Annotated in this window: 15 protein-coding genes and 1 riboswitch; of the genes, 2 read left to right on the forward strand and 13 right to left on the reverse strand. The window is 61.6% G+C overall.

Annotated elements, in window-relative coordinates; all coding sequences use genetic code 11:
* Positions 1–176 precede the first annotated feature (176 nt).
* The 4 genes from fahA to ACFT1A_RS05650 all read right to left on the reverse strand — a co-directional run bounded on the left by fahA (position 177) and on the right by ACFT1A_RS05650 (position 4,092).
* Positions 177–1,367, reverse strand: a complete 1,191-nt coding sequence (gene fahA / locus ACFT1A_RS05635) for a fumarylacetoacetase (protein ID WP_378446163.1) — start codon at positions 1,365–1,367, stop codon at positions 177–179.
* A complete protein-coding gene (locus tag ACFT1A_RS05640; protein WP_378446164.1) occupies positions 1,364–2,233 on the reverse strand; it encodes a hypothetical protein in 870 nt (289 codons plus the stop codon). Before ACFT1A_RS05640 ends, fahA begins: the two co-directional genes overlap by 4 nt.
* Positions 2,233–3,429, reverse strand: a complete 1,197-nt coding sequence (locus ACFT1A_RS05645) for a homogentisate 1,2-dioxygenase (protein WP_378446165.1) — start codon at positions 3,427–3,429, stop codon at positions 2,233–2,235. Before ACFT1A_RS05645 ends, ACFT1A_RS05640 begins: the two co-directional genes overlap by 1 nt.
* Before the next feature lie 108 nt (positions 3,430–3,537).
* Entirely contained in the window at positions 3,538–4,092 is a 555-nt protein-coding gene (locus ACFT1A_RS05650) for a MarR family winged helix-turn-helix transcriptional regulator (protein WP_378446531.1), read from the reverse strand.
* A gap of 602 nt (positions 4,093–4,694) precedes the next feature.
* On the opposite strand from ACFT1A_RS05650, the gene ACFT1A_RS05655 reads away from it, so the two are divergent.
* Positions 4,695–6,293, forward strand: a complete 1,599-nt coding sequence (locus ACFT1A_RS05655; protein WP_378446166.1) for an ABC transporter substrate-binding protein — start codon at positions 4,695–4,697, stop codon at positions 6,291–6,293.
* Positions 6,294–6,304: 11 nt separating this feature from the next.
* On the opposite strand, the gene ACFT1A_RS05660 is transcribed toward ACFT1A_RS05655, so the two are convergent.
* The gene (locus ACFT1A_RS05660; protein WP_378446167.1) at positions 6,305–7,051 is read right to left on the reverse strand and encodes a phosphatase PAP2 family protein; all 747 of its coding nucleotides are present in this window, start codon (positions 7,049–7,051) and stop codon (positions 6,305–6,307) included.
* 271 nt (positions 7,052–7,322) lie between these two features.
* Positions 7,323–9,464: an ABC transporter permease gene (locus ACFT1A_RS05665; RefSeq protein ID WP_378446168.1), complete on the reverse strand. Its 2,142-nt coding sequence runs from the start codon at positions 9,462–9,464 to the stop codon at positions 7,323–7,325.
* Positions 9,465–9,701: 237 nt separating this feature from the next.
* Here ACFT1A_RS05665 and ACFT1A_RS05670 point away from each other — a divergent pair, with 237 nt between their 5' ends.
* Complete coding sequence (locus ACFT1A_RS05670) at positions 9,702–10,358, forward strand: TetR/AcrR family transcriptional regulator (protein WP_378446169.1); 657 nt, start codon at positions 9,702–9,704, stop codon at positions 10,356–10,358.
* Positions 10,359–10,426: 68 nt separating this feature from the next.
* Here ACFT1A_RS05670 and metE read toward each other — a convergent pair whose 3' ends face one another.
* From metE to ACFT1A_RS05705, 7 genes are all read right to left on the reverse strand, one after another.
* Positions 10,427–12,691, reverse strand: coding sequence for a 5-methyltetrahydropteroyltriglutamate--homocysteine S-methyltransferase (metE, locus tag ACFT1A_RS05675; RefSeq protein WP_378446170.1), 2,265 nt, complete (start codon positions 12,689–12,691; stop codon positions 10,427–10,429).
* Positions 12,692–12,849: 158 nt separating this feature from the next.
* Positions 12,850–13,051, reverse strand: a riboswitch (cobalamin riboswitch).
* Between the two features lie 103 nt (positions 13,052–13,154).
* Positions 13,155–13,592 carry a helix-turn-helix domain-containing protein gene (locus ACFT1A_RS05680; RefSeq protein ID WP_030535308.1) on the reverse strand — a complete coding sequence of 146 codons (438 nt, stop codon included), beginning with the start codon at positions 13,590–13,592 and terminating at the stop codon, positions 13,155–13,157.
* A gap of 218 nt (positions 13,593–13,810) precedes the next feature.
* The gene (locus ACFT1A_RS05685) at positions 13,811–14,440 is read right to left on the reverse strand and encodes a response regulator (protein ID WP_378446171.1); all 630 of its coding nucleotides are present in this window, start codon (positions 14,438–14,440) and stop codon (positions 13,811–13,813) included.
* Positions 14,437–15,561, reverse strand: a complete 1,125-nt coding sequence (locus tag ACFT1A_RS05690; RefSeq protein WP_378446172.1) for a sensor histidine kinase — start codon at positions 15,559–15,561, stop codon at positions 14,437–14,439. The genes ACFT1A_RS05685 and ACFT1A_RS05690 overlap by 4 nt, the downstream gene beginning before the upstream one ends.
* Positions 15,562–16,356 carry an ABC transporter permease gene (locus ACFT1A_RS05695; protein ID WP_378446173.1) on the reverse strand — a complete coding sequence of 265 codons (795 nt, stop codon included), beginning with the start codon at positions 16,354–16,356 and terminating at the stop codon, positions 15,562–15,564.
* A complete protein-coding gene (locus ACFT1A_RS05700) occupies positions 16,356–17,294 on the reverse strand; it encodes an ABC transporter ATP-binding protein (protein WP_378446174.1) in 939 nt (312 codons plus the stop codon). Before ACFT1A_RS05700 ends, ACFT1A_RS05695 begins: the two co-directional genes overlap by 1 nt.
* A gap of 45 nt (positions 17,295–17,339) precedes the next feature.
* Positions 17,340–18,287 (reverse strand): DMT family transporter, encoded by a 948-nt coding sequence (locus tag ACFT1A_RS05705; RefSeq protein WP_378446175.1) that lies wholly within the window; start codon positions 18,285–18,287, stop codon positions 17,340–17,342.
* Positions 18,288–18,325 lie beyond the last annotated feature (38 nt).

Here is an 18,325-nt window from a genome sequence, read left to right on the forward strand (position 1 = left end):
AGCACCCGCACCTCAGCTGAGGGGGTTGCTGCGACGTCACGGAGCCAGGACTCTCGATCGCTCTGGATGGTTAGTCCAGCTTATCTTCGGAGAATCGTGAGGCAAGGAATTCCGGACATCAGATCAGCGTGAATCAAACAGTTGTCAATCGATCTCCCGAGTCGACAGATCGACGGCTACCTTTCGGTCTGTGTCGCCGGCAGAATACGGGCTTGAACATCCCCGAAGCCGATTCGTGAACCGCCGATGCCGGGAGCGGTGGCTGAGATGGAGATGGTGTCGCCGTCTTCGAGGAAGGTGCGAGTCTCGGTGCCGACTGCGACGGGTTCTTCGCCGCCCCAAGTCAGTTCGATGAAGGCGCCGCGCTGATCCTTGTCCGGTCCGGAAATGGTTCCGGACGCAAAGAGATCGCCGGTACTGGCCGCTGCGCCGTTGATGGTGGTGTGCGCAAGCATCTGTGCAGGCGACCAGTACATCTGCGCGTAGGGCGGTCGCGAGACGACGTGACCGTTCCATTCGACGGCCAAATCGATGTCCAGCCCCCACTTCTCCTCACCGCGCAGGTAGGAGAGCGGTTCGGGGTCCTGCACCGGGGTGTCGATTCGGGCTGCGTCGAGGGCGAGCAACGGTACGACCCACGGTGAGATGGACGTCGCGAAGCTCTTCCCCAGGTTCGGGCCGAGGGGGACGTACTCCCACGCTTGGATGTCTCGGGCAGTCCAGTCGTTCACGACGACAGCGCCGAAGACGTGCTCGGCGAATTCGTCCGGGGTGATGGAATCACCCATCTTCGAGGGCGTTCCGACGATGAACCCCATCTCCGCTTCGATGTCGAGGCGACGCGACGATCCGAAGTCCGGGTTCTCCTGATCGGGTGACTTGCGCTGTCCGCAGGGGCGAATGATATCGGTGCCGGAGACGACGATGGTGCTCGAGCGTCCGTGGTATCCGACGGGAAGGTGCTTCCAGTTCGGCATCAAGGGAGCAGCGTCCGGGCGGAATAGCCTTCCGAGGTTGGTTGCGTGATTCTCCGAGGCATAGAAGTCGACGTAGTCGGCCACGGCGATGGGCAAGTGCAGCTTTACCGAGTCGACGGAAAATACTGCATCCGAGTCTATTTCACCGGTCACGAGTTCCGAGATCCGGTTTCGCACAGATATCCACTGATCTCGGCCCTGGGCCATGAATGCGTTCAGGGTCGGTTCGGAGAAGACGGAATCACCCAGTGTGGCTGCGAGATCGACCACCGAGTCGGCGACCCGTACACCGATGCGCGGCGACTCTCCCTCGGGGGAGAAGACACCGTACGGCAGATTGTCGAGACCGAACAGTGAGTCGGCGGGAATGTCGATGGTCGTGACGGTCATACGAATGTTCCTTCGGTGTTGTCGGAGCGGACGATCAATCCGAGCCCTTCGAGCTCGGTGAGGGGGTCCGAGATGCTGCAGGTACCGAACGAGAGGAATCGGCGACGCACCTCGCCGGCCTCGGCCTCGGTCAATCCGGACAGGGTTCGCGCAATCGATTCGTCGTTGCGCTGCGCCAGTGCAGCAACAACTTCCGAACGATCGGCGCCCCTCCTCGCAGCGTCGACGGCCACCATGATGTTGAGGAAGCCGTGTTGCTCGAAGCCTGTTTCCGGATCGGTGTTGCGCACGCCGTGGTGCAGTCCCGCGGTTGCCTTGAACGGGATATTCGCTCGGACAACGGATATCACCGCATCGGCGAGCTCTTCCTCGTCCGGGTACGCCTCGGCGACAATCCCGCCGGTGCGAAACTTTGCGGAGTACCCGGCAGTTTCGAGAGCTGTCAGATAGTCCGCGCGCCGATCACCGCGGGGTACCTCGACGAAAATATCGACGTCGGGATGAGCGGCATGGACACGAGCGAGTTCCTCGAAGGCCGCATCAGCGTCAAGCCCGTCAGGAATTCCCACCTCGACGGCGGCGACGTGAACACCAGGGATGGCGAGCGCGTTCGACAGTGCGGCCGCCGTATCGGCTGGGCCGGCCGGTACGGTCAGACTCAGCGTCACCGGGTTGTCTGCCGAAACGTACGCGGCCAGTTCGCTCAATCGCGGCGCGGGAAAGACGAAGGGCCCGACCAGTGCGTCGTAGTCCGCCTGCAGGTAGGCGGCGTGGGCCGGAACTGCCTCGGCGAGAGGAGCATTGCCGGGTGGGAAGAGTGCTGCGTCGTCACACAGGGCGCGGAGGAGGGGAGAGATGATCGTCATTACTGCGGCCCCCGCCCTGCCCAACTCCAGGCGTAGGCTTCGTCTTCGCAAGCCAAGGCTCCCTCACCCAATTCGAGCGGACGGAACGTATCGACCATCACGGCCAGTTCGTCGAAGAACTCCGCGCCGATGCTTCGTTCGTACGCGCCGGGTTGTGGGCCATGAGCGTGGCCACCGGGATGAATCGATATCGAACCCTGCCCGATACCGGAACCCTTGCGTGCCTCGTAGTCACCGCCGCAGTAGAACATGATCTCGTCCGAGTCGACGTTGGAGTGGTAGTACGGCACCGGGATCGAGAGCGGGTGGTAGTCGACCTTGCGCGGTACGAAGTTGCAGATCACGAAGTTGTTCCCCTCGAACGCCTGATGTGCCGGCGGCGGCTGGTGAACGCGGCCGGTGATCGGCTCGTAGTCCGAGATGTTGAAGGTGTACGGGTACAGGCAGCCGTCCCAACCGACGACGTCGAAAGGATGAGTGGGGTACACCATTCGGGTTCCGACGATGCCTGCCGACGTACGGTGCTTGACCAGTACCTCGACATCGGTGCCTTCGGCGACCATGGGCGCGGTCGGTCCGTGCAGATCTCGCTCACAGAACGGCGCGTTCTCGAGCAGTTGGCCGAAGCGGGAGAGATAACGCTTGGGTGGGACGATGTGACTGTTCGCCTCGATGGTGTAAGCGCGAAGTGGCTTGTCGCCCTTGGGGATCCACCGATGGGTCGTGGACATCGGGATCAGGACGTAGTCACCCTCGCGGGCGTCGAGCGCGCCGAAGACGGTCTCGACGGTAGCATCGCCAGACTCGACGTAGACCATCTCGTCACCGATTGCGTTGCGGTACAGGGGGGATGGTGCGGAAGCGACCACGTAGGAGAGCCGGACATCGGCATTGCCGAGTACGAGACGACGGCCGGTGACCACGTCGGTCTCGTTCCAGATGCTGTCAGGGAACAGCGCATGGAGTTTCAGATGGCGCGGTTTGAGGGGGTGGTTGGGTGTGGTGCTCTGGTCGCGCAGTTCCCAGACCGTTGCGTCGACGATGGCCGACGGAATCTCGCGGTGGTAGAGCAGCGACGAATCGGAGGAGAAACCTTCCTCGCCCATCAGTTCTTCGTAGTAGAGGTTGCCCGACTCGTCACGGTGTTGGGTGTGACGCTTCGGTGGAATATTGCCGAGTTGTCGATAGAACGCCATGACGGGGCTCCTTCTGTGCTGTTCTGCCTGGCTCACCTCCACCAGATAGTAAATACATTAACTAAAATGATGTGATGGGCGCAACCTTCGACGCGGTGTTGATCTGCGTCAGTTACGTCCGCGTACGTCGAATTGGCTGCGGTTGGTGATCAGTTTGTCCAGGAGCATGACAAGGATGCGCTGTTCGGCTTCGCTCAGGACGCTGACCCAGGCATGCTCGCGTTCGTTTTGCTCGCGAAATGCTTCGACCATGGCTTCTCGGCCCTTGTCGGTCAGGTACAGCTGGACCGAGCGTCCGTCGTTCTCGGTAGGGCGGCGATCGATCAGTCCGTCTGCCAGCAGGGTCTTGGACAGGTTGGAGACCGCAGCTCGACTCATTCCGGTGAGCTCGGCGGCAGCCTTCGGCTCGATCGGTCCGGCAAGCCAGGTGACGAACAGCAGCCGGAACGAGGACCATGACCAGCCGCGCGGGCGGTGGATCGACGATTCGAGGTCGTAGGTGACCACATTGGAGGCTCGATTGAGCGTCAGGAGTACCTCGGTGGCCAACTGATCGCGAAAGCCGTGTTCAGCGGCCAGTCGCTTGTTGGCCAGTTCGATGAACGACCAGAAGTTGAGTTCGCCGACAGTTGCCTGGTCATCGGTTGCCTGGTTGTCGGTCATCGGGTCATTCATGGCCTAACCCTAGCGTGATCGCATAGTTCAACACTTAATTAATGTGTGTATTAGTTTCCTGGACTGTGATGAACCTTGGTGACTCGGCAATTCGACCAGTCATCTGAACTGTCGTGACGCGAGTGACTGCGCGAAGCGACGAGTTTCCCCTGGCTACGGACCTCAATTCGACGGGGCAACTGGAGCGGCGACGGTGCTTGACCACGGCAGTCCATTCGTCCTCGGATCAGTTCGTGATCGAGTCGACGGATCAGCGCGCGGTGGCACATCGGAGAATGCTGTTCGAATTGATGGACGGTGTTCCGGCAGATAGGCGGCACGATGTTGACGGCCCTCGAACTGTGGACGTGTGGCCGGATTGGATTCGCGGAGGCTCGGCGGAACGTCGACGACGTCGTCGGATTTGTGTTCCGAGGAATGGTAGTCAGCTAGAATTCAATTTCGCTTTCTGTCGCCGCGGATGCGGATTGGCTTCTCGGCTTTGCGAAAACGAAGACGCAGGATGAGTGCTTACCTAGAATTCACTTACAAATCTGTCGGGTATCGGATCCAAGGATCGACGTATCCGTGAACTGTGAAAGTGAGTCGCAATGAAGCGCTCGTACCGAGCTCGCGCTCGAATCTGGATGGTTGTCCTGGCGTCGGCGACACTGGTGGTGACCGGGTGTGCGAGTAGTGGCCAAGGTACGACCACGGATGCATCGGACGTGACGGTCGGAGTTGTCGGCGACCAGAACGACGGGGGAGAACCACGCTCGGGTGGAACGGTGTCGTTTGCGACGTACAACGGAATCAGCAGTCTCGACCCAGCTGACCGTCAGGACGGCGGCGCTACCGGTGGTAGCGAAATGGCAGCCATCTACGACCTTTTGATGCGCTTCGACACCGCTGCGGGCGAATATGTTCCCCACTTGGCGCAGTCCTTGTCGGCTAACGACGACAACACGGTGTGGACACTGAAATTGCGCGAGGGCGTCACCTTCAGCGACGGCACCGCGATGGACAGTGCGGCAGTGTTGTGGAGCATCGATCACTATCTGCAGAAGAAGGGAACTCACGCGCTGGTGTGGAAGACCGCTGTGCGCGAGATGAATTCACCGGATCCGAGTACGGTCGTCTTCACCTTGGCGCAGCCGTGGGACGAGTTCCCGATCATGTTCACCACCGGTCCCGGCATGATCGTCGCACCCTCGTCGATGGCAACCGGCACGTTCGCCCCGGTCGGAGCAGGCCCGTTCACCGTCGAGAAGTTCGCTTCCCAGGACGAATTGGTGCTCGCTGCCCGTCCGACGTACTGGGACGGAGCGCCGTATCTGGAGAAGTTGCGCTTCCCGGCGATTGTCAACGAGAAGAGCAAACTGGAGGGCCTACACACCGACGGAATTCAGGTTGCCTATCTGAAGTCTCCCGATTTCATTCACGAGGCTTTCGAAGCCGGTGATCCTGGATTTGTGTACTCGGCCAGCATGGCCGGAGTCCTGGCGATCAATCAGCGCGACGATCGGGCCGCGAAGGACGAGCGAGTGCGTAAGGCGATTGTCGCTGCGGTGGATCCGAATACGTTCAACGAGCGGGTTCAAGGTGGCTTCGGCGAACCTGGCACCGATATGTTCGCGTCGTGGTCGCAGTGGCACGGTTCGGTGGCGGGGAACGGCTTCGATCCCGAGGCCGCGAAGAAGTATCTGGCCGAGGCGAAGGCCGACGGTTACGACGGAAAACTGACCTACGTCGGAATGAACGATCCGGCGACGCAACGCAGCGCGCTGACGTTTCAGTCGCTCTTGCAGGCAGTGGGTTTCACGGTCGACATCACCTACGCAACCAGCATCAACGATTTGATCTCCATGCTGTACGCCAAGCACGACTACGACGTGTCCTACTTCGCGTTCAACGTTCTCGAAGAGTCACCGTTCGTACGCATGTACGGCAATCTGTTCAGTGAGTCGCCGTCGAATATCCTCGGCTACAAGAACGCTCGGATGGACGAGTTGCTCGGCAAGTTGCAGACGGCTTCGGGCGAGGAAGAGCGTCGAGCAGTGATCGACGACATCCAGACAGTAGTCAACGAGACGGCGCCGATGGCCGTGGTCAACTCCGGCAAGGTCTTCATCCCGTGGCGCGAGAACGTGCACGGAGTGACGCCGAGCGCAGACGGGATTCTGCTCTTCGGCAATACGTGGTTGAGCTGACCTCTGCGCCGCTATCTCTCACTCTCGTAATCGATTTTGTTACGGTGCGGAAAGGAAGAAGTCATGAAGGCCATCGCTACGACCATGATGAGGATCGCGACCAATCCGTCCATCCAGTAGTGATTTGCGGTGGCGATCACCACAAGTGTGGTCACCACCGGATGGGCGAGAACTACCCAACGCCACCGTGACCGGATAGCAAGGAACAGCGCGATGGAGAGCAACAGTGCCCATCCGATGTGCAGCGACGGCATCGCGGCGAATTGGTTCGAGAGGGTATCGGTGGCGGGAGGCCCGTAGACCGATTGGCCGTATCTGGCGGCTAGATCGACGAAACCGAGGTCGGGCAACATTCGCGGGGGTGCAAGCGGGACCAGTACGTGTATGACAACCGCGGTTGCGGTCAACGCGGCCATGACATTTCTGACCCATTTGTAGTACTGCGCGCGATATATCCACAGCCATAACAGCGTTGCGATTGCAAAAGGGAAGTGCACGCTCGCGTAGTAGGCGTTCGCAAATCTGGCGAGGGTATCGGAATGCATGAGGAAGGCATTCAGTGATGCCTCGTTGGGTAGGTGCAAGCCGCGCTCGAAGTCCACGAGAGCGTGGGCGTTGGAAAATGCTCGTGACTCCTGACCGGTGGCAAAGATCCTTCCGGCACGATAGCCGACATAGAGCACCGTGATCAGCGCCAACTGTGTTGTCGCTTCTCGCCCGCGCCCTCGAACTTTCGCCTGCAGAGATCGAAACCACAAGGGTCCCAGTATCTGTCGAGGGGTCGATACTCCAGCAACACCCATTACGTGCGCTCGTGTCCTTCAGGCGGTGTGAGAGAGCCACCGCAATCTGCTCGGCTGTCTTCGGTCTTTGTCATATTGCTCAGTGGCATTCTCTTGTTGTCCGATCTTTTGTTACTCCCACCTGCCGAGGACCCGGCCGGAGTGCGCAGGTCAGGTCCCCGACAGTCGCAGTGCTCGAACCCACCGTGCTAGGCGTGAATCCCTGTCCTTCAAGAAGTTCCGGTGGTCACGCGGAGGCGAGGTCGGGACCAGAAGGAAGTTCCGCCAACTCTTCGTGGCGAGACTTGTCTGTGCGAACTTTGTCGATGAGCATCACGCACAGCAGAGAGATAACGCCCCAGACCCCGAAGGTGATCAGCTGGGTGCCGACAGTGTCTGCGCCGAAGTACAGGATCGATCGGACGGACTCCACCGCCGCGGGCATCGGGAGGATGTCGTGTAGGACGCGGAAGATCTCTGGTTCCAGGTAGACCGACATCGCGCCCCCCGAAGCCGGTACCCCGAGAAACATCAGAATTCCGACGGCCGGGATGACGGCAAGAAGTCCGAGTAGTCGAATCAACACGGTGGTGAACAGGGCGGTACTGAAGATCGCGATGACGCCGGTTCCGAAAAGCTGCCAGAAATGCCCGTCGATCGTGCCCACAATGGGTCCGGCGATCAGCCAGATCACGGCCGACATGAAGACCGACCAGCCTGCGAGAACGGGAAGTAGAGTCCGCAACCTCATCACTGTCGGTGCTGCGCTACTACCGACGACGATGAATATGAAGCCGGACAAGATCCAGCCCATCGCCACGTACATGCTGACCGTGCCGCTGGAATCGGAGTGTGCGAGCGGCGCGAGATCCTCCGTGGTCAGTTGCACCTGTTGGCCGGCCGACACTTGCTTGAAGACCGATTGCACAGCCTGCTGCTGGCTGGTTCCGGCGGCTTGACTGGTGATCAGCGTCGCGGCAGGCGATTCTGCGGAAGGCAAGACGAACGCGGCGGTGACCGTGCGGTCCTGAACGAGGGCGCGGGCTTCGTCCACCGAGTCGACTGCCCGCAGATCGAACAGGCCGCCTAGGTTTTGTTCGAGGCCGCTGACAGCTTGTTCTGCTTGTTCCGTCGTGGAGGCGGCAACCGCGACCGGCATGTCGCGCGGAGTGGGCTGATACATCGAGCCGAGCAGAACCGAGAGCATCAACGTGACCATCGCGAAGGGGAAGAACGCCAAGGTGGCATATCGAACCTTGTTGCTGGTGGGGCGCGGACCTGCTGTCAGTGACTCCAACGAAGGAACGGGCGTCGCCGCATCAGGCTTGCGGCGCCGTTTGAGTTCATCGACACCCAGGGTGGCGAGGAGTGCAATCGCTGCGCCGAGGGCCAAGACGAGCAGGTGAGTGCCCAGTCCGTCGCCACCGAAGTAGAGCACCGAGCGCAGGGCCTCACCGGTGGCCGCAGTCGGCAGGAAACTGTGCAATGTCGCATAGATCGACGGCATGGTGAATACCGACATGCCCATGTTGGAAGCCGGGACACCGAGCACCATCACGAACAACAGGCCGACCAACACGGCTAGCGGCCCGAATATCCGTGTGAAGAACAACTGCACGGAACCGACAGCGAATACTGCGAGCCAGGAGATTCCCAGGACTGCCGCTGTGTGCCCCTCGACTGCGCCGAGGATCGGGCCCGCGACTAACCACACCAGGGCTGCGATCAGCGCTGACCATCCGGCGAGAAGTGGCACGACTCTTCGGAATTTCAACAATTCGGGTGAGTTGGACAGCGTGATGCTCAGCGGCATGTAGCCGGCCAGCATCAATGCGGTGGCCATGAACATCGCCGCCATGCCCGCAGTGTCGTGCGCCGGCAGTGGTGCCAGATCCTCGACGGTGAGATCGAGTCCCTGCGCGAGTATCTGGGGAGCAAGGAGTCCGGTGACTGTGGACACCTGAGCAGCTCCGGCCGCACTCGCGGTGTATATCGTGGCGTTGTTGTCCGTCCCGTCGTTGTCTGTCCCGTTGTTGTCCGGGGTGTGCAGCGATACGACGCCGGACACCTCGCGGTCGAGGAGGAGTTGACGTGCCTCCTCGTCGCTCGTGACGACTCGTACGTCCACGGCCGAAGGATTGGATGCTTCGAGTGCCCCTGCGAACTGCTCTGCCTGCAGCGTCTGTCCGGCAATCGCGATAGGCATGTTGTTCGGAGCAGGCGCGTGCATGGTAGCCAAGTAGCCCGTGATCATCATTGCGACCATCAAGAAGGGCAGCAAGATCATCGCCACGTAGCGGCCGATCTGCTCCTTTCGGGCGCGAGCGGCGTCGGCCACTGCGTCCTCCTCTGGCGGATTGTCGGCATCAGAAAAAGCAGTGGTGGGCATCGTGGAACTCCTCGAAACTTGGGCAGGTTGTTGCTCGATCCAGTGGCGACAGGCAGGGCGGATCCGCGGTATGGCCGTGAGGGTCGCGCTCACCTACGAGCAGCAAATTACGCAGGCTGTCTTAAATAAAGTTACGCCGCATGTCTTAAAATTTGAACCGGCAGGGTAGTGATATCCGTCCTATCGGTGAGGCGGAGTATCGAACGGCCCGGCAGACGAAGTCGACGAGGAGCAGGTATGGGACAACACGGTGAACGGGTAAAGCAGGCCTTGCTGGACGCGGCTGAGGAACTCATTGCCAGGAAAGGGGTTGATGCTGTCTCGAACCGGCACATAGCCGAGCGCACTGGTAGTGCCAATCACTCCGCTGTGGCCTATCACTTCGGTGGGCGTGACGAGCTCATCCGAGCGCTGATCGAGCGTCATACCGACGACACCCGTCGCCGGCGCCGTGAACTCGCAAACTTACTCGGCGAGGAACCGGATCTCCGGGACCTGTTGGGCTGCCTCATCCTCCCGTGGACCGACCAACTGGCGTCCCTGCCTCGTCCGAGTTGGCGTGCACGGCTCGTACAACAATTGAAGGTGGCGCCGTCGGGAGTCGAACTCATTGCCGCACTGTCGGATCCGCTGGTCGACGAACTGTTTCAGCAGGCGATGGAGCTCCTCTCGGATATCCCCGTACCAGTGCTCGTTGCCAGGTCATGGATCATGGGACGAATGGTCGCCGAGGCCTGTGCTCAGTACGAAGCTCGCCTCGAGCAGGACACTATGGAGCCCGACTGGAACGGGCTGGCCTACTTCCTCATCGATGCTTGCGCGGGAATGTTCGTGGCGCCGGTGACCAGCGTCGGTGACTTCCTCAGCTCACGCGCGGCCGGCACGCTCTCGTAGAAACAAACATCCCCCGTGCGCCTTTTTGGTAGTGCCCACTACCAAAAAGGCGCACAGGGGCTTTGCCCCTAAAGCTCCGCTCGTACCAACTTCGCGGCCTCGACGAGGTTACGCAGCGATGCTTCGACCTCGACCGGGCCGCGTGTTTTCAGGCCGCAGTCCGGATTGACCCACAACCGTTCGACCGGAACAGCTTTGAGCGCTTCGCGTAGCGACTCGGCGATCTCGTCGACACTCGGCACACGCGGTGAGTGGATGTCGTAGACGCCCGGGCCGACGCCGAGGTCGAACCCGACCGAACTGAGATCGTCGAGGACCTCCATGTGTGATCGCGCTGCTTCGATGGACGTGACGTCCGCGTCGAGACCGGCAATGGCACCGATCACCGCTCCGAACTCGGAATAGCACAGGTGCGTGTGGATGGCTGTGGAATCTGCGACGCCCGAGGTGGCCAACCGGAAGGCACCGACGGACCAGTCCAGATATGCGGGCTGGTCTGCCGCACGCAGTGGGAGTAGCTCACGCAGTGCGGGTTCGTCGACCTGGATGATTCCGATACCGGCGGCCTGCAGATCGACCGTCTCGTCTCGAATAGCCAGTGCGACTTGATTTGCCGAGTCGGCGAGCGGTTGGTCGTCGCGGACGAAGGACCAGGCAAGGATGGTGACGGGCCCGGTGAGCATGCCCTTGACCGGCTTGTCGGTCAGAGACTGTGCGTACGTAATCCAGTCGACGGTCATCTGCTTCGGACGCGAGACGTCACCGTACAGAATCGGCGGACGCACGCAGCGGGTGCCGTACGACTGGACCCACCCGTTGGCGGTGGCGAAGAATCCGTCCAACTGCTCCGCGAAGTACTGGACCATGTCGTTGCGCTCCGGCTCACCGTGAACAAGTACGTCGAGGTCCAACTTTTCTTGGAGCGCAACAACTTCGGCGATCTCGGCGCGCATACGGTTGACGTACTCGGCTTCGTCGATCTCACCCTTGCGCAATGCCGCGCGAGCGATGCGGATCTTCGACGTTTGCGGGTACGAGCCGATGGTCGTCGTGGGGAGCGGCGGAAGAGAGAGCAACTCTTCCTGGGCAGCGCGACGCTCGGCGGCGGGCGCGCGACCGGTCGCCGAGTTCAGAACGGCATCGAGACGGCCTCGAACACTCGCGTCGTTGAGTCTGCGATCGTCCTTGCGGGTCGACGCGGCCGCTCGTGCCAGAGCGAACTCGTCTTCCACCGACTCTCGGCCCTTTGTGAGAGCGGTTGCGAGAGTGACTACTTCCTTGACCTTCTCGGTGCCGAACGCGAGCCACGAGCGCAGTGCCTTGTCGACCCCGGCTTCCGCGTCGAGCGTGTACGGAACGTGCAGCAGAGAGCACGACGTGGAGACGGCAAGCGTATCGACGCTACCCAGTAGGGCGCCCAACGTGCTCAGTGCCGAGTCCAGATCCGATCGCCAGATGTTCCGTCCGTCGACCACTCCGGCGACAACCAGCTTGCGGGCGAGTTCGGGGACGGAGCCGATCGAATCTTGACCGGCCACCAGATCGACGGCAAATCCTTCGACGCCGGTCGAAGCAAGTGCGGGCAACGCGTCACGCAACGAACCGAAGTACGACGCCAACAGAATCGACGGTCGCTCCGAAAGTGCCGAAAGCTGTTCGTACGCAGCGCGTGCCGCTTCGATCTCCTCGTCGGTGCGATCGCCCACGAGCGCCGGTTCGTCGAGTTGGACCCACCCTGCGCCGGCCTTCGCGAGCCGACCGAGCAGATCCGCATAGAGGGGGAGTAGTTCGTCGAGCCGTGAGAGCAGCGGCTCGTCGGTGCCGACAGCTTTCGAGAGCAGCAGGAAGGTGACCGGTCCGATGACGACCGGGCGGGCTGCAATGCCGTCGGAAAGTGCTTCTGCCAGTTCGGACAAGACCTTGGACGGGTCGAGTTCGAAAGTGGTGGACGGTGAGATCTCCGGCACCAGGTAGTGGTAGTTGGTGTCGAACCACTTCGTCATTTCCAGCGGCGCAATGGTGTCCGTCCCACGGGCAGCTGCAAAGTAGCGGTCCAACGGATCGGTGACCGACGCGACGCGATCGGGCAGTGCGCCGAGAAGGACTGCGGTGTCGAGCATCTGATCGTAGAAGGAGAAGGTGTTGACCGGGATGGAGTCGAGGCCCAGGTCATGGAGGTCGGCCAAGCCCTGCCGACGGAGGTCACGGGCCACGCTCTGCAAGGCGTCGGCGTCGATGCGCCCCGCCCAGTAGCTTTCGGTTGCCCGCTTGAGTTCTCGATGAGGACCGATGCGCGGTGAGCCCAGCACGGTCGAAGTGAATGTTGTTGTCACGGAGTTTCTCCAGATTGCCAATGCATTGATGGCCACTGCCGGCAGACGGGTACACCTCACGAGACCTCGAGTTTCTGCGGGCAGCACTGCCCGCACCGCACACGAGGTCCGATGGAGATCTACACGCCCATTCCACGAGGCGGTGGACCGTCGGGCACGGCGTGCCCGACACAGTCGGCAGGTCTTCGGACTCGCGGGCACTCGATCGAGTTGGATCGAACCTACTGGCCGTCGCTTCCCAGGCGGATGCCCAGTGCACATAAACGGCGGTCGTTCCTGCTTACCGCTGCGGGACAGTCCCGGATTTTCACCGGGTTCCCTCTCACTCCGTCAGCTTGCGCTGACGGGGCTTCGACGCCGGGAACGGTCTTCGGGGCTCCTCATGACCGTGCCGGGCGAACCAGCTGCATCGACCAGCATAAGGCCAACCCTCCCTGAGCAGTCAAGGAGAGTCGACGAAGCACTAGGCGCGTGACATGTAGGAATTCGAGTCGGGTGGTACGCGCGGAAGATTCTCCGAGGACCGCAGATTTTCCGCCATTTCCACGAGCAGATCCTGTGAAGACGGTGAGAGGTCGACGACTCGGGAGGTGAGGTTTCGCAGCCGCACGTTGTGCAACTGTTCGAGTAGCGACAGGTCTGCTTCGCCACCGGAGATGGCGGGCGGAGTGTGGTCGGACGGGGCGTAGAAGTAGTCCGGATGGACGTTGAAGAAGTGCGCGAGGGCGGCAACCACTTCGGGTGACGGGTTGGTTCGGACGCCGGTGCGCAGTTGTGACAGATACGGAGTCGAAATGCGGCATCCGAACTCCGTCATGCCGCGAACGACCATCGCATTGGTGACGTGAAAGTCGGCAGTCTCGAACAGCGAGTTCAATCGATCGTTGAACTGGTTCGACATGAGACGCCCCTTCCCCCGTTACGCAGGCTCAGTCAATTCAATTAACTGCAGCATAGCCAGTTATCGAACGATTAGCTGTTTTGGGTTTGCATGACCGGGTAGTTTTCCGGGCAAATCCCTAGGGTAGAAGGTCCTTACTTTGAGCGATCTGGACAAATTGCCACTATTTAGCGTGCGGTGAACTATTTGCCGCGGATGCGGGTTCCGGTCTGCGCTGATCAGAGCCAGCCGTTCGACTCGGCAATCCTGACGGCTTCGGCACGTGTCGTGGCACCGGTTTTACCCATCGCGGCCGACAGGTGATTTCGAACGGTCCCCGGGGAGAGGAAGAGTTCCGCCGCGATGGCCGCCACGGGCGCGCCGTCGTGTGCAGCCCGGAGGACTTGGGTCTCACGTTCCGTGAGGGGTGACTCGCCGCTGACAAGGCTGTCGGCCGCAAGGGTGGGATCGACGACGCGCAGTCCGGCGTGGACACGTCTGACGGCATCGGCAAGTTGCCTGGCGGGTGTGTCCTTGACGACGAACCCGCCGGCCCCGGCGTGCAGGGCTTTGCGAAGAAATCCGGGACGTCCGAACGTGGTGACGATCAGGACTCGGGTGTCGGGTGCTGCCTCGCGAAGAGCTGCTGTCGCGGCGATCCCGTCCATGCCAGGCATCTCGACATCGAGAAGCGCGACATCCGGGCGGTGCTCGAGAACGGCGGCCACTACCTCGTCACCGCGGCCGACCTCGGCCACCACGGACAGGTCGGATTCCAGATCGAGCAGCGCGGCCAGCGCTCCTCGCACGAGTGCCTGGTCGTCCGCCAAGAGCAGCCGTATGGATGCCCGCTCGCCCTGGTTGCTCACACTTTCTCCTGTTCGACTACCTGAAGTGCAAACCCCTGCGGCTGGTGATGAGTGATGATCACGCGTGCGCCCGACGCACCGGCTCGCTCTCGCAATCCGATCAGACCGTTGCCGGAAGACACCGACCCGGCCCCGTGTCCGTCGTCGACGACAGTCGCGCTTTTCTCGTCGACCGTGATCCGGCAGTGTGTTGCCCCGCTGTGTCGAACCACGTTGGTCACGCCCTCACGGATCGTCCATGCAAAGAGTTCACGAAGGCGAGTAGGAACCATGTCGGTACTGCTCGGCACCTCGTCTTCGATCCCTGCAGCACGCAATGCCTCTCGCGCACGGGCTATCTCGACGGGTAGCGAAATCCCACGAAATCCTTCGACTGCCGAGCGCACGTCTGCCAACGCGTCACGAGAGAGTCTTTCGAGGTCGTCGAGTTCGCTGCGCGCGCGTTCGATGTCCACGTCCAGTAGGCGGTTGGCCAATTCGGCTTTGATCGTGATGACGGTCAGGGAGTGCCCGAGTATGTCGTGCAGATCGCGCGCCATCCTCGTTCGCTCCTCCATGATCGCTCGCTGCTCCTGCTCTTCGCGCTCATGGAGCATGGCGAAGTTACGGCTGATCAGCGACATGATGCCCCATGTCGCAAATGCGGCCGCGCAGACACCGAGTGAGAGTCCGGAGTAATTCCCCCACCCCGACGAAAGGCTCACTATCTCCACGGAGGCCGCGAACACCAAGGCGAGAATGCCGCCCGCGACGGTCGGCAGCAGCGTCACCGCTGTCACCGCGAGATACGGTGCCGCTGCCAATCCCGTCGGCCCCACGCTGACGATCATCACAGCGGCCAATGCGGTCAAGGCGGCCAGAGCCAGTGCAGCTTCGCGAATCGTCGGCCGAGTCATCGTCATTCGTCGCCGCTGCTGCGTTGTGGCGAAGGTGTAGAGGTAGAGGGCACTGAAGGCGATCGTCGCGAGAATCCCTGTCCAGCCGCGCAGTTCGTCGCGCAGATTCCATCCCTCGATCAGCGGCCCGCCGAGAAATACCATCCAGACCGCCGCGAAGAGAACGCCGAAACGATTCCGTCGCGGCAATGCGACGGAATCGGTTCGGTCAGTCGTTTCCGACAACTACACACGCTCCGTATCTCGTTGGAACCGCCAGATCGCTCCGCCGGCGAAGATGGCGAACCACACCAGGATATTGACGATCCAGGTCCAGTGAATGCTATTGCCCGTCAGCGGCGCGTGGGCGAGGGCATTGATGCCGAACATCGGTGTGAACTGCGCGATGCTCGCCCATACCGAACCGTCTTCGAGTGGCACGAAGAGTCCGCCGCCGAAGGCGAGCAGGGCCAGTCCTGGTCCGAGCAACTGCATGACGTTCTCGCTGGGCAGCAGATACCCCATGAACAGGCCGAACGCCGCGAAGATCGACGATCCCAGCCAGGCGATCAATGCCGTTGTGAACCACAGTGATCCGTCCATCTGCGCGGAGGTGAACGAGCCGACGGCGTAGACCACGAGAATCGAGACGAGACCGAGCAGCATCGCCATGATCAGTTTGACGGCGATGTAGGCCACCGGCGTCAGGGGAGTCAGCCGAAGTTGCCGGCTCCATCCCGACGCCCGTTCGATCGAGACCATCGCTCCGCCACTGGTAGTAGCCAGCATCGCACCGTACAGCGCCATGCTGATCATGATGTACGCGGCGACATTGCCGTGCCCGATCCCGTGATCGTCGTCGCCTTGACCGAGCCCGAAGACGAGGAAGAAGACAACCGGCATGACGAGCGTGAAGATCATCGTGCGCCGATTGCGTGTCAGGCGACGAAATTCCAGTCGCAGAAGGGTTGTGTTGAATCCGCCGAGCGGTACGACGGTTCGCTCGGCTCCGTAGGTGTTCGGTTCGGTTGCAGTGGTCATCACTTCTGTCCTTCGGAGTTGTTCGACGTGAGTGCGATGAATGCGTCTTCGAGACCGCGCGAGACGATTTCGAGATCGCGAGCCTGCGTGTTGGTCAACAGGAACCGTGCAACGGCGTCGGTGTCGCCCGAGTGCACGAGCAGTGATTCGCCACGCACCTCGACGGCGTCCGAGTTCGGTAGCGCGCGCAGGAGTTCGTCGGTGATGCCGGGGACTGTCGCGCGCAGGGTCCGTCCGGACGCCATGGACTTGACCTCGGCTGTGGTTCCGTCTGCGACCACGGTGCCTTGCCGGACCAGGATGATGCGGTCGGCGTAGACATCGGCCTCTTCGAGGTAATGCGTCGCGAAGAGCACAGTGCGACCGTGATCTGCGTCGTTGCGGATGGCGGACCAAAAGTCCCGTCGCCCTTCGACGTCCATGCCGGTGGTCGGCTCGTCGAGAATGAGCAATTGCGGGTCCGACAGCAACGCCATCGCAAATCGCAGGCGTTGTTGTTGTCCGCCCGAGCATTTGCTGACGAGGCGATCGGAGATGTCGAGTATCCCGGCTCGCCGCAGCACCTCGTCGACCGGACGGGAGTGGGCGTACAGACTGGCGGTCAGCTGTACGGTCTCGGTCACTGTCAGTTCTTTGAGCAGCCCGCCGGTCTGCATGACTGCGGACACGAGTCCGCGCGCGATCGCAGATCGAGGTGACATTCCGAAGACGCTCACCTCGCCCGACGTCGGCCGGGACAGGCCGAGAATCATGTCGATGGTCGTGGTCTTGCCTGCGCCGTTCGGGCCGAGGAACGCGACAATCTCGCCGGGGCGGATGCTCAGGTCGATTCCCTTGACTGCGTCGACGGAGCCGAAGCTCTTGCGAAGTCCGGTCAACCGGACGGCGTCGTGTGTCGATCCTTCACTGAGTGGATGCAGTGCCTGTGCTGAGGTCATACATAGAATCTGCTCGCTTCGAGGACGCGAGCCCTCGTCCGTCCGTCATTCTTCTGCCATGACATTTGTCATCGGGTCGGCCGGTATCTGTTTCGGTGCAACCTGGCCGAGTCGGGCGAGGACCAAACCGGCGATGATCGCTGCACCGCCCGCAGCTTGCAGTGCGGTGACGGACTCCCCGACCAGGATCCAGGCGGCGACAACCGCACACAGCACTTCGGTCAGCGCTACCAGGGATCCGATGGTTGGTCCCAGGAGCGTGATCGCGGCGATGCCGGTGAGATAGGCGATGACGGTGCTGACCAGGACGAGAACCGTCACCGGCAGCCACACACCCACCGAGTGTTCTGCCACGACGGTGTTCGAGGCCGAAAACTGGAAGGGGAGGATGCCGACGAGTCCGAGGGTGCCGATGACCAGTGCGCTGACGGTGAGCCCGGACGCCGCGAGTACAACGGGATGGAGGTCGCCGTCCGCGCGCTCGGAAATGACGAAATAGACTGCAAGACAAGCCGCTGCCGCCAATCCCCAGGCGACGCCGGCGGCACTGATCTCCGCCGATCCGAAGACGTCGATCACCACGGCGGCGCCGATCAGGGCAACCGCTGCACCGAGAAGTGTCTGCACACTCGGGCGTGTGCCTTTGGTGATCCACACCCACCCGATGACGATGATCGGTGCAAGGTATTCGAGAAGCAGTGCGACTCCGACCGAAAGATGTTGCACGGCATTGAAGAAGCACAGTTGAACGCCCGAGATCGCGAACACCCCGTACAGCAGTACCGTTCGCATGTGGGTGCTCACCTGTCGTAGGCGATTCCACTGGGTGGCTACTGCGATCACCATCATCACCAGTGCGCCGCCGGCAACGCGCGCGAACACTGCGCCGCCGGGGGACCACCCTGATTCGATGAGAGATTTCGCGAACGGGCCCGATACGCCGAACGTTGCCGCGGACAGCAGAGCGAAGATCAAGCCGTTGCGAGAGTTCACGTCGTCACCCGTCAGGAGTAAAAGCGATTATGATGCTG

It is taken from the genome of Rhodococcus sp. NPDC057135, from assembly GCF_042670865.1.
Taxonomy (GTDB): domain Bacteria; phylum Actinomycetota; class Actinomycetes; order Mycobacteriales; family Mycobacteriaceae; genus Rhodococcus_F.

Excerpts from the sequence above, each read along its gene's own strand:
- ACFT1A_RS05680 (WP_030535308.1), bottom strand. The coding sequence starts at position 13,592 with ATGTCGAACCAGTTCAACGATCGATTGAACTCGCTGTTCGAGACTGCC.
- ACFT1A_RS05700 (WP_378446174.1), bottom strand. The coding sequence starts at position 17,294 with ATGACCTCAGCACAGGCACTGCATCCACTCAGTGAAGGATCGACACAC.
- ACFT1A_RS05655 (WP_378446166.1), top strand. The coding sequence starts at position 4,695 with ATGAAGCGCTCGTACCGAGCTCGCGCTCGAATCTGGATGGTTGTCCTG.
- ACFT1A_RS05670 (WP_378446169.1), top strand. The coding sequence starts at position 9,702 with ATGGGACAACACGGTGAACGGGTAAAGCAGGCCTTGCTGGACGCGGCT.
- ACFT1A_RS05645 (WP_378446165.1), bottom strand. The coding sequence starts at position 3,429 with ATGGCGTTCTATCGACAACTCGGCAATATTCCACCGAAGCGTCACACC.
- ACFT1A_RS05640 (WP_378446164.1), bottom strand. The coding sequence starts at position 2,233 with ATGACGATCATCTCTCCCCTCCTCCGCGCCCTGTGTGACGACGCAGCA.
- ACFT1A_RS05650 (WP_378446531.1), bottom strand. The coding sequence starts at position 4,092 with ATGACCGACAACCAGGCAACCGATGACCAGGCAACTGTCGGCGAACTC.
- ACFT1A_RS05695 (WP_378446173.1), bottom strand. The coding sequence starts at position 16,356 with ATGACCACTGCAACCGAACCGAACACCTACGGAGCCGAGCGAACCGTC.
- fahA (WP_378446163.1), bottom strand. The coding sequence starts at position 1,367 with ATGACCGTCACGACCATCGACATTCCCGCCGACTCACTGTTCGGTCTC.
- ACFT1A_RS05665 (WP_378446168.1), bottom strand. The coding sequence starts at position 9,464 with ATGCCCACCACTGCTTTTTCTGATGCCGACAATCCGCCAGAGGAGGAC.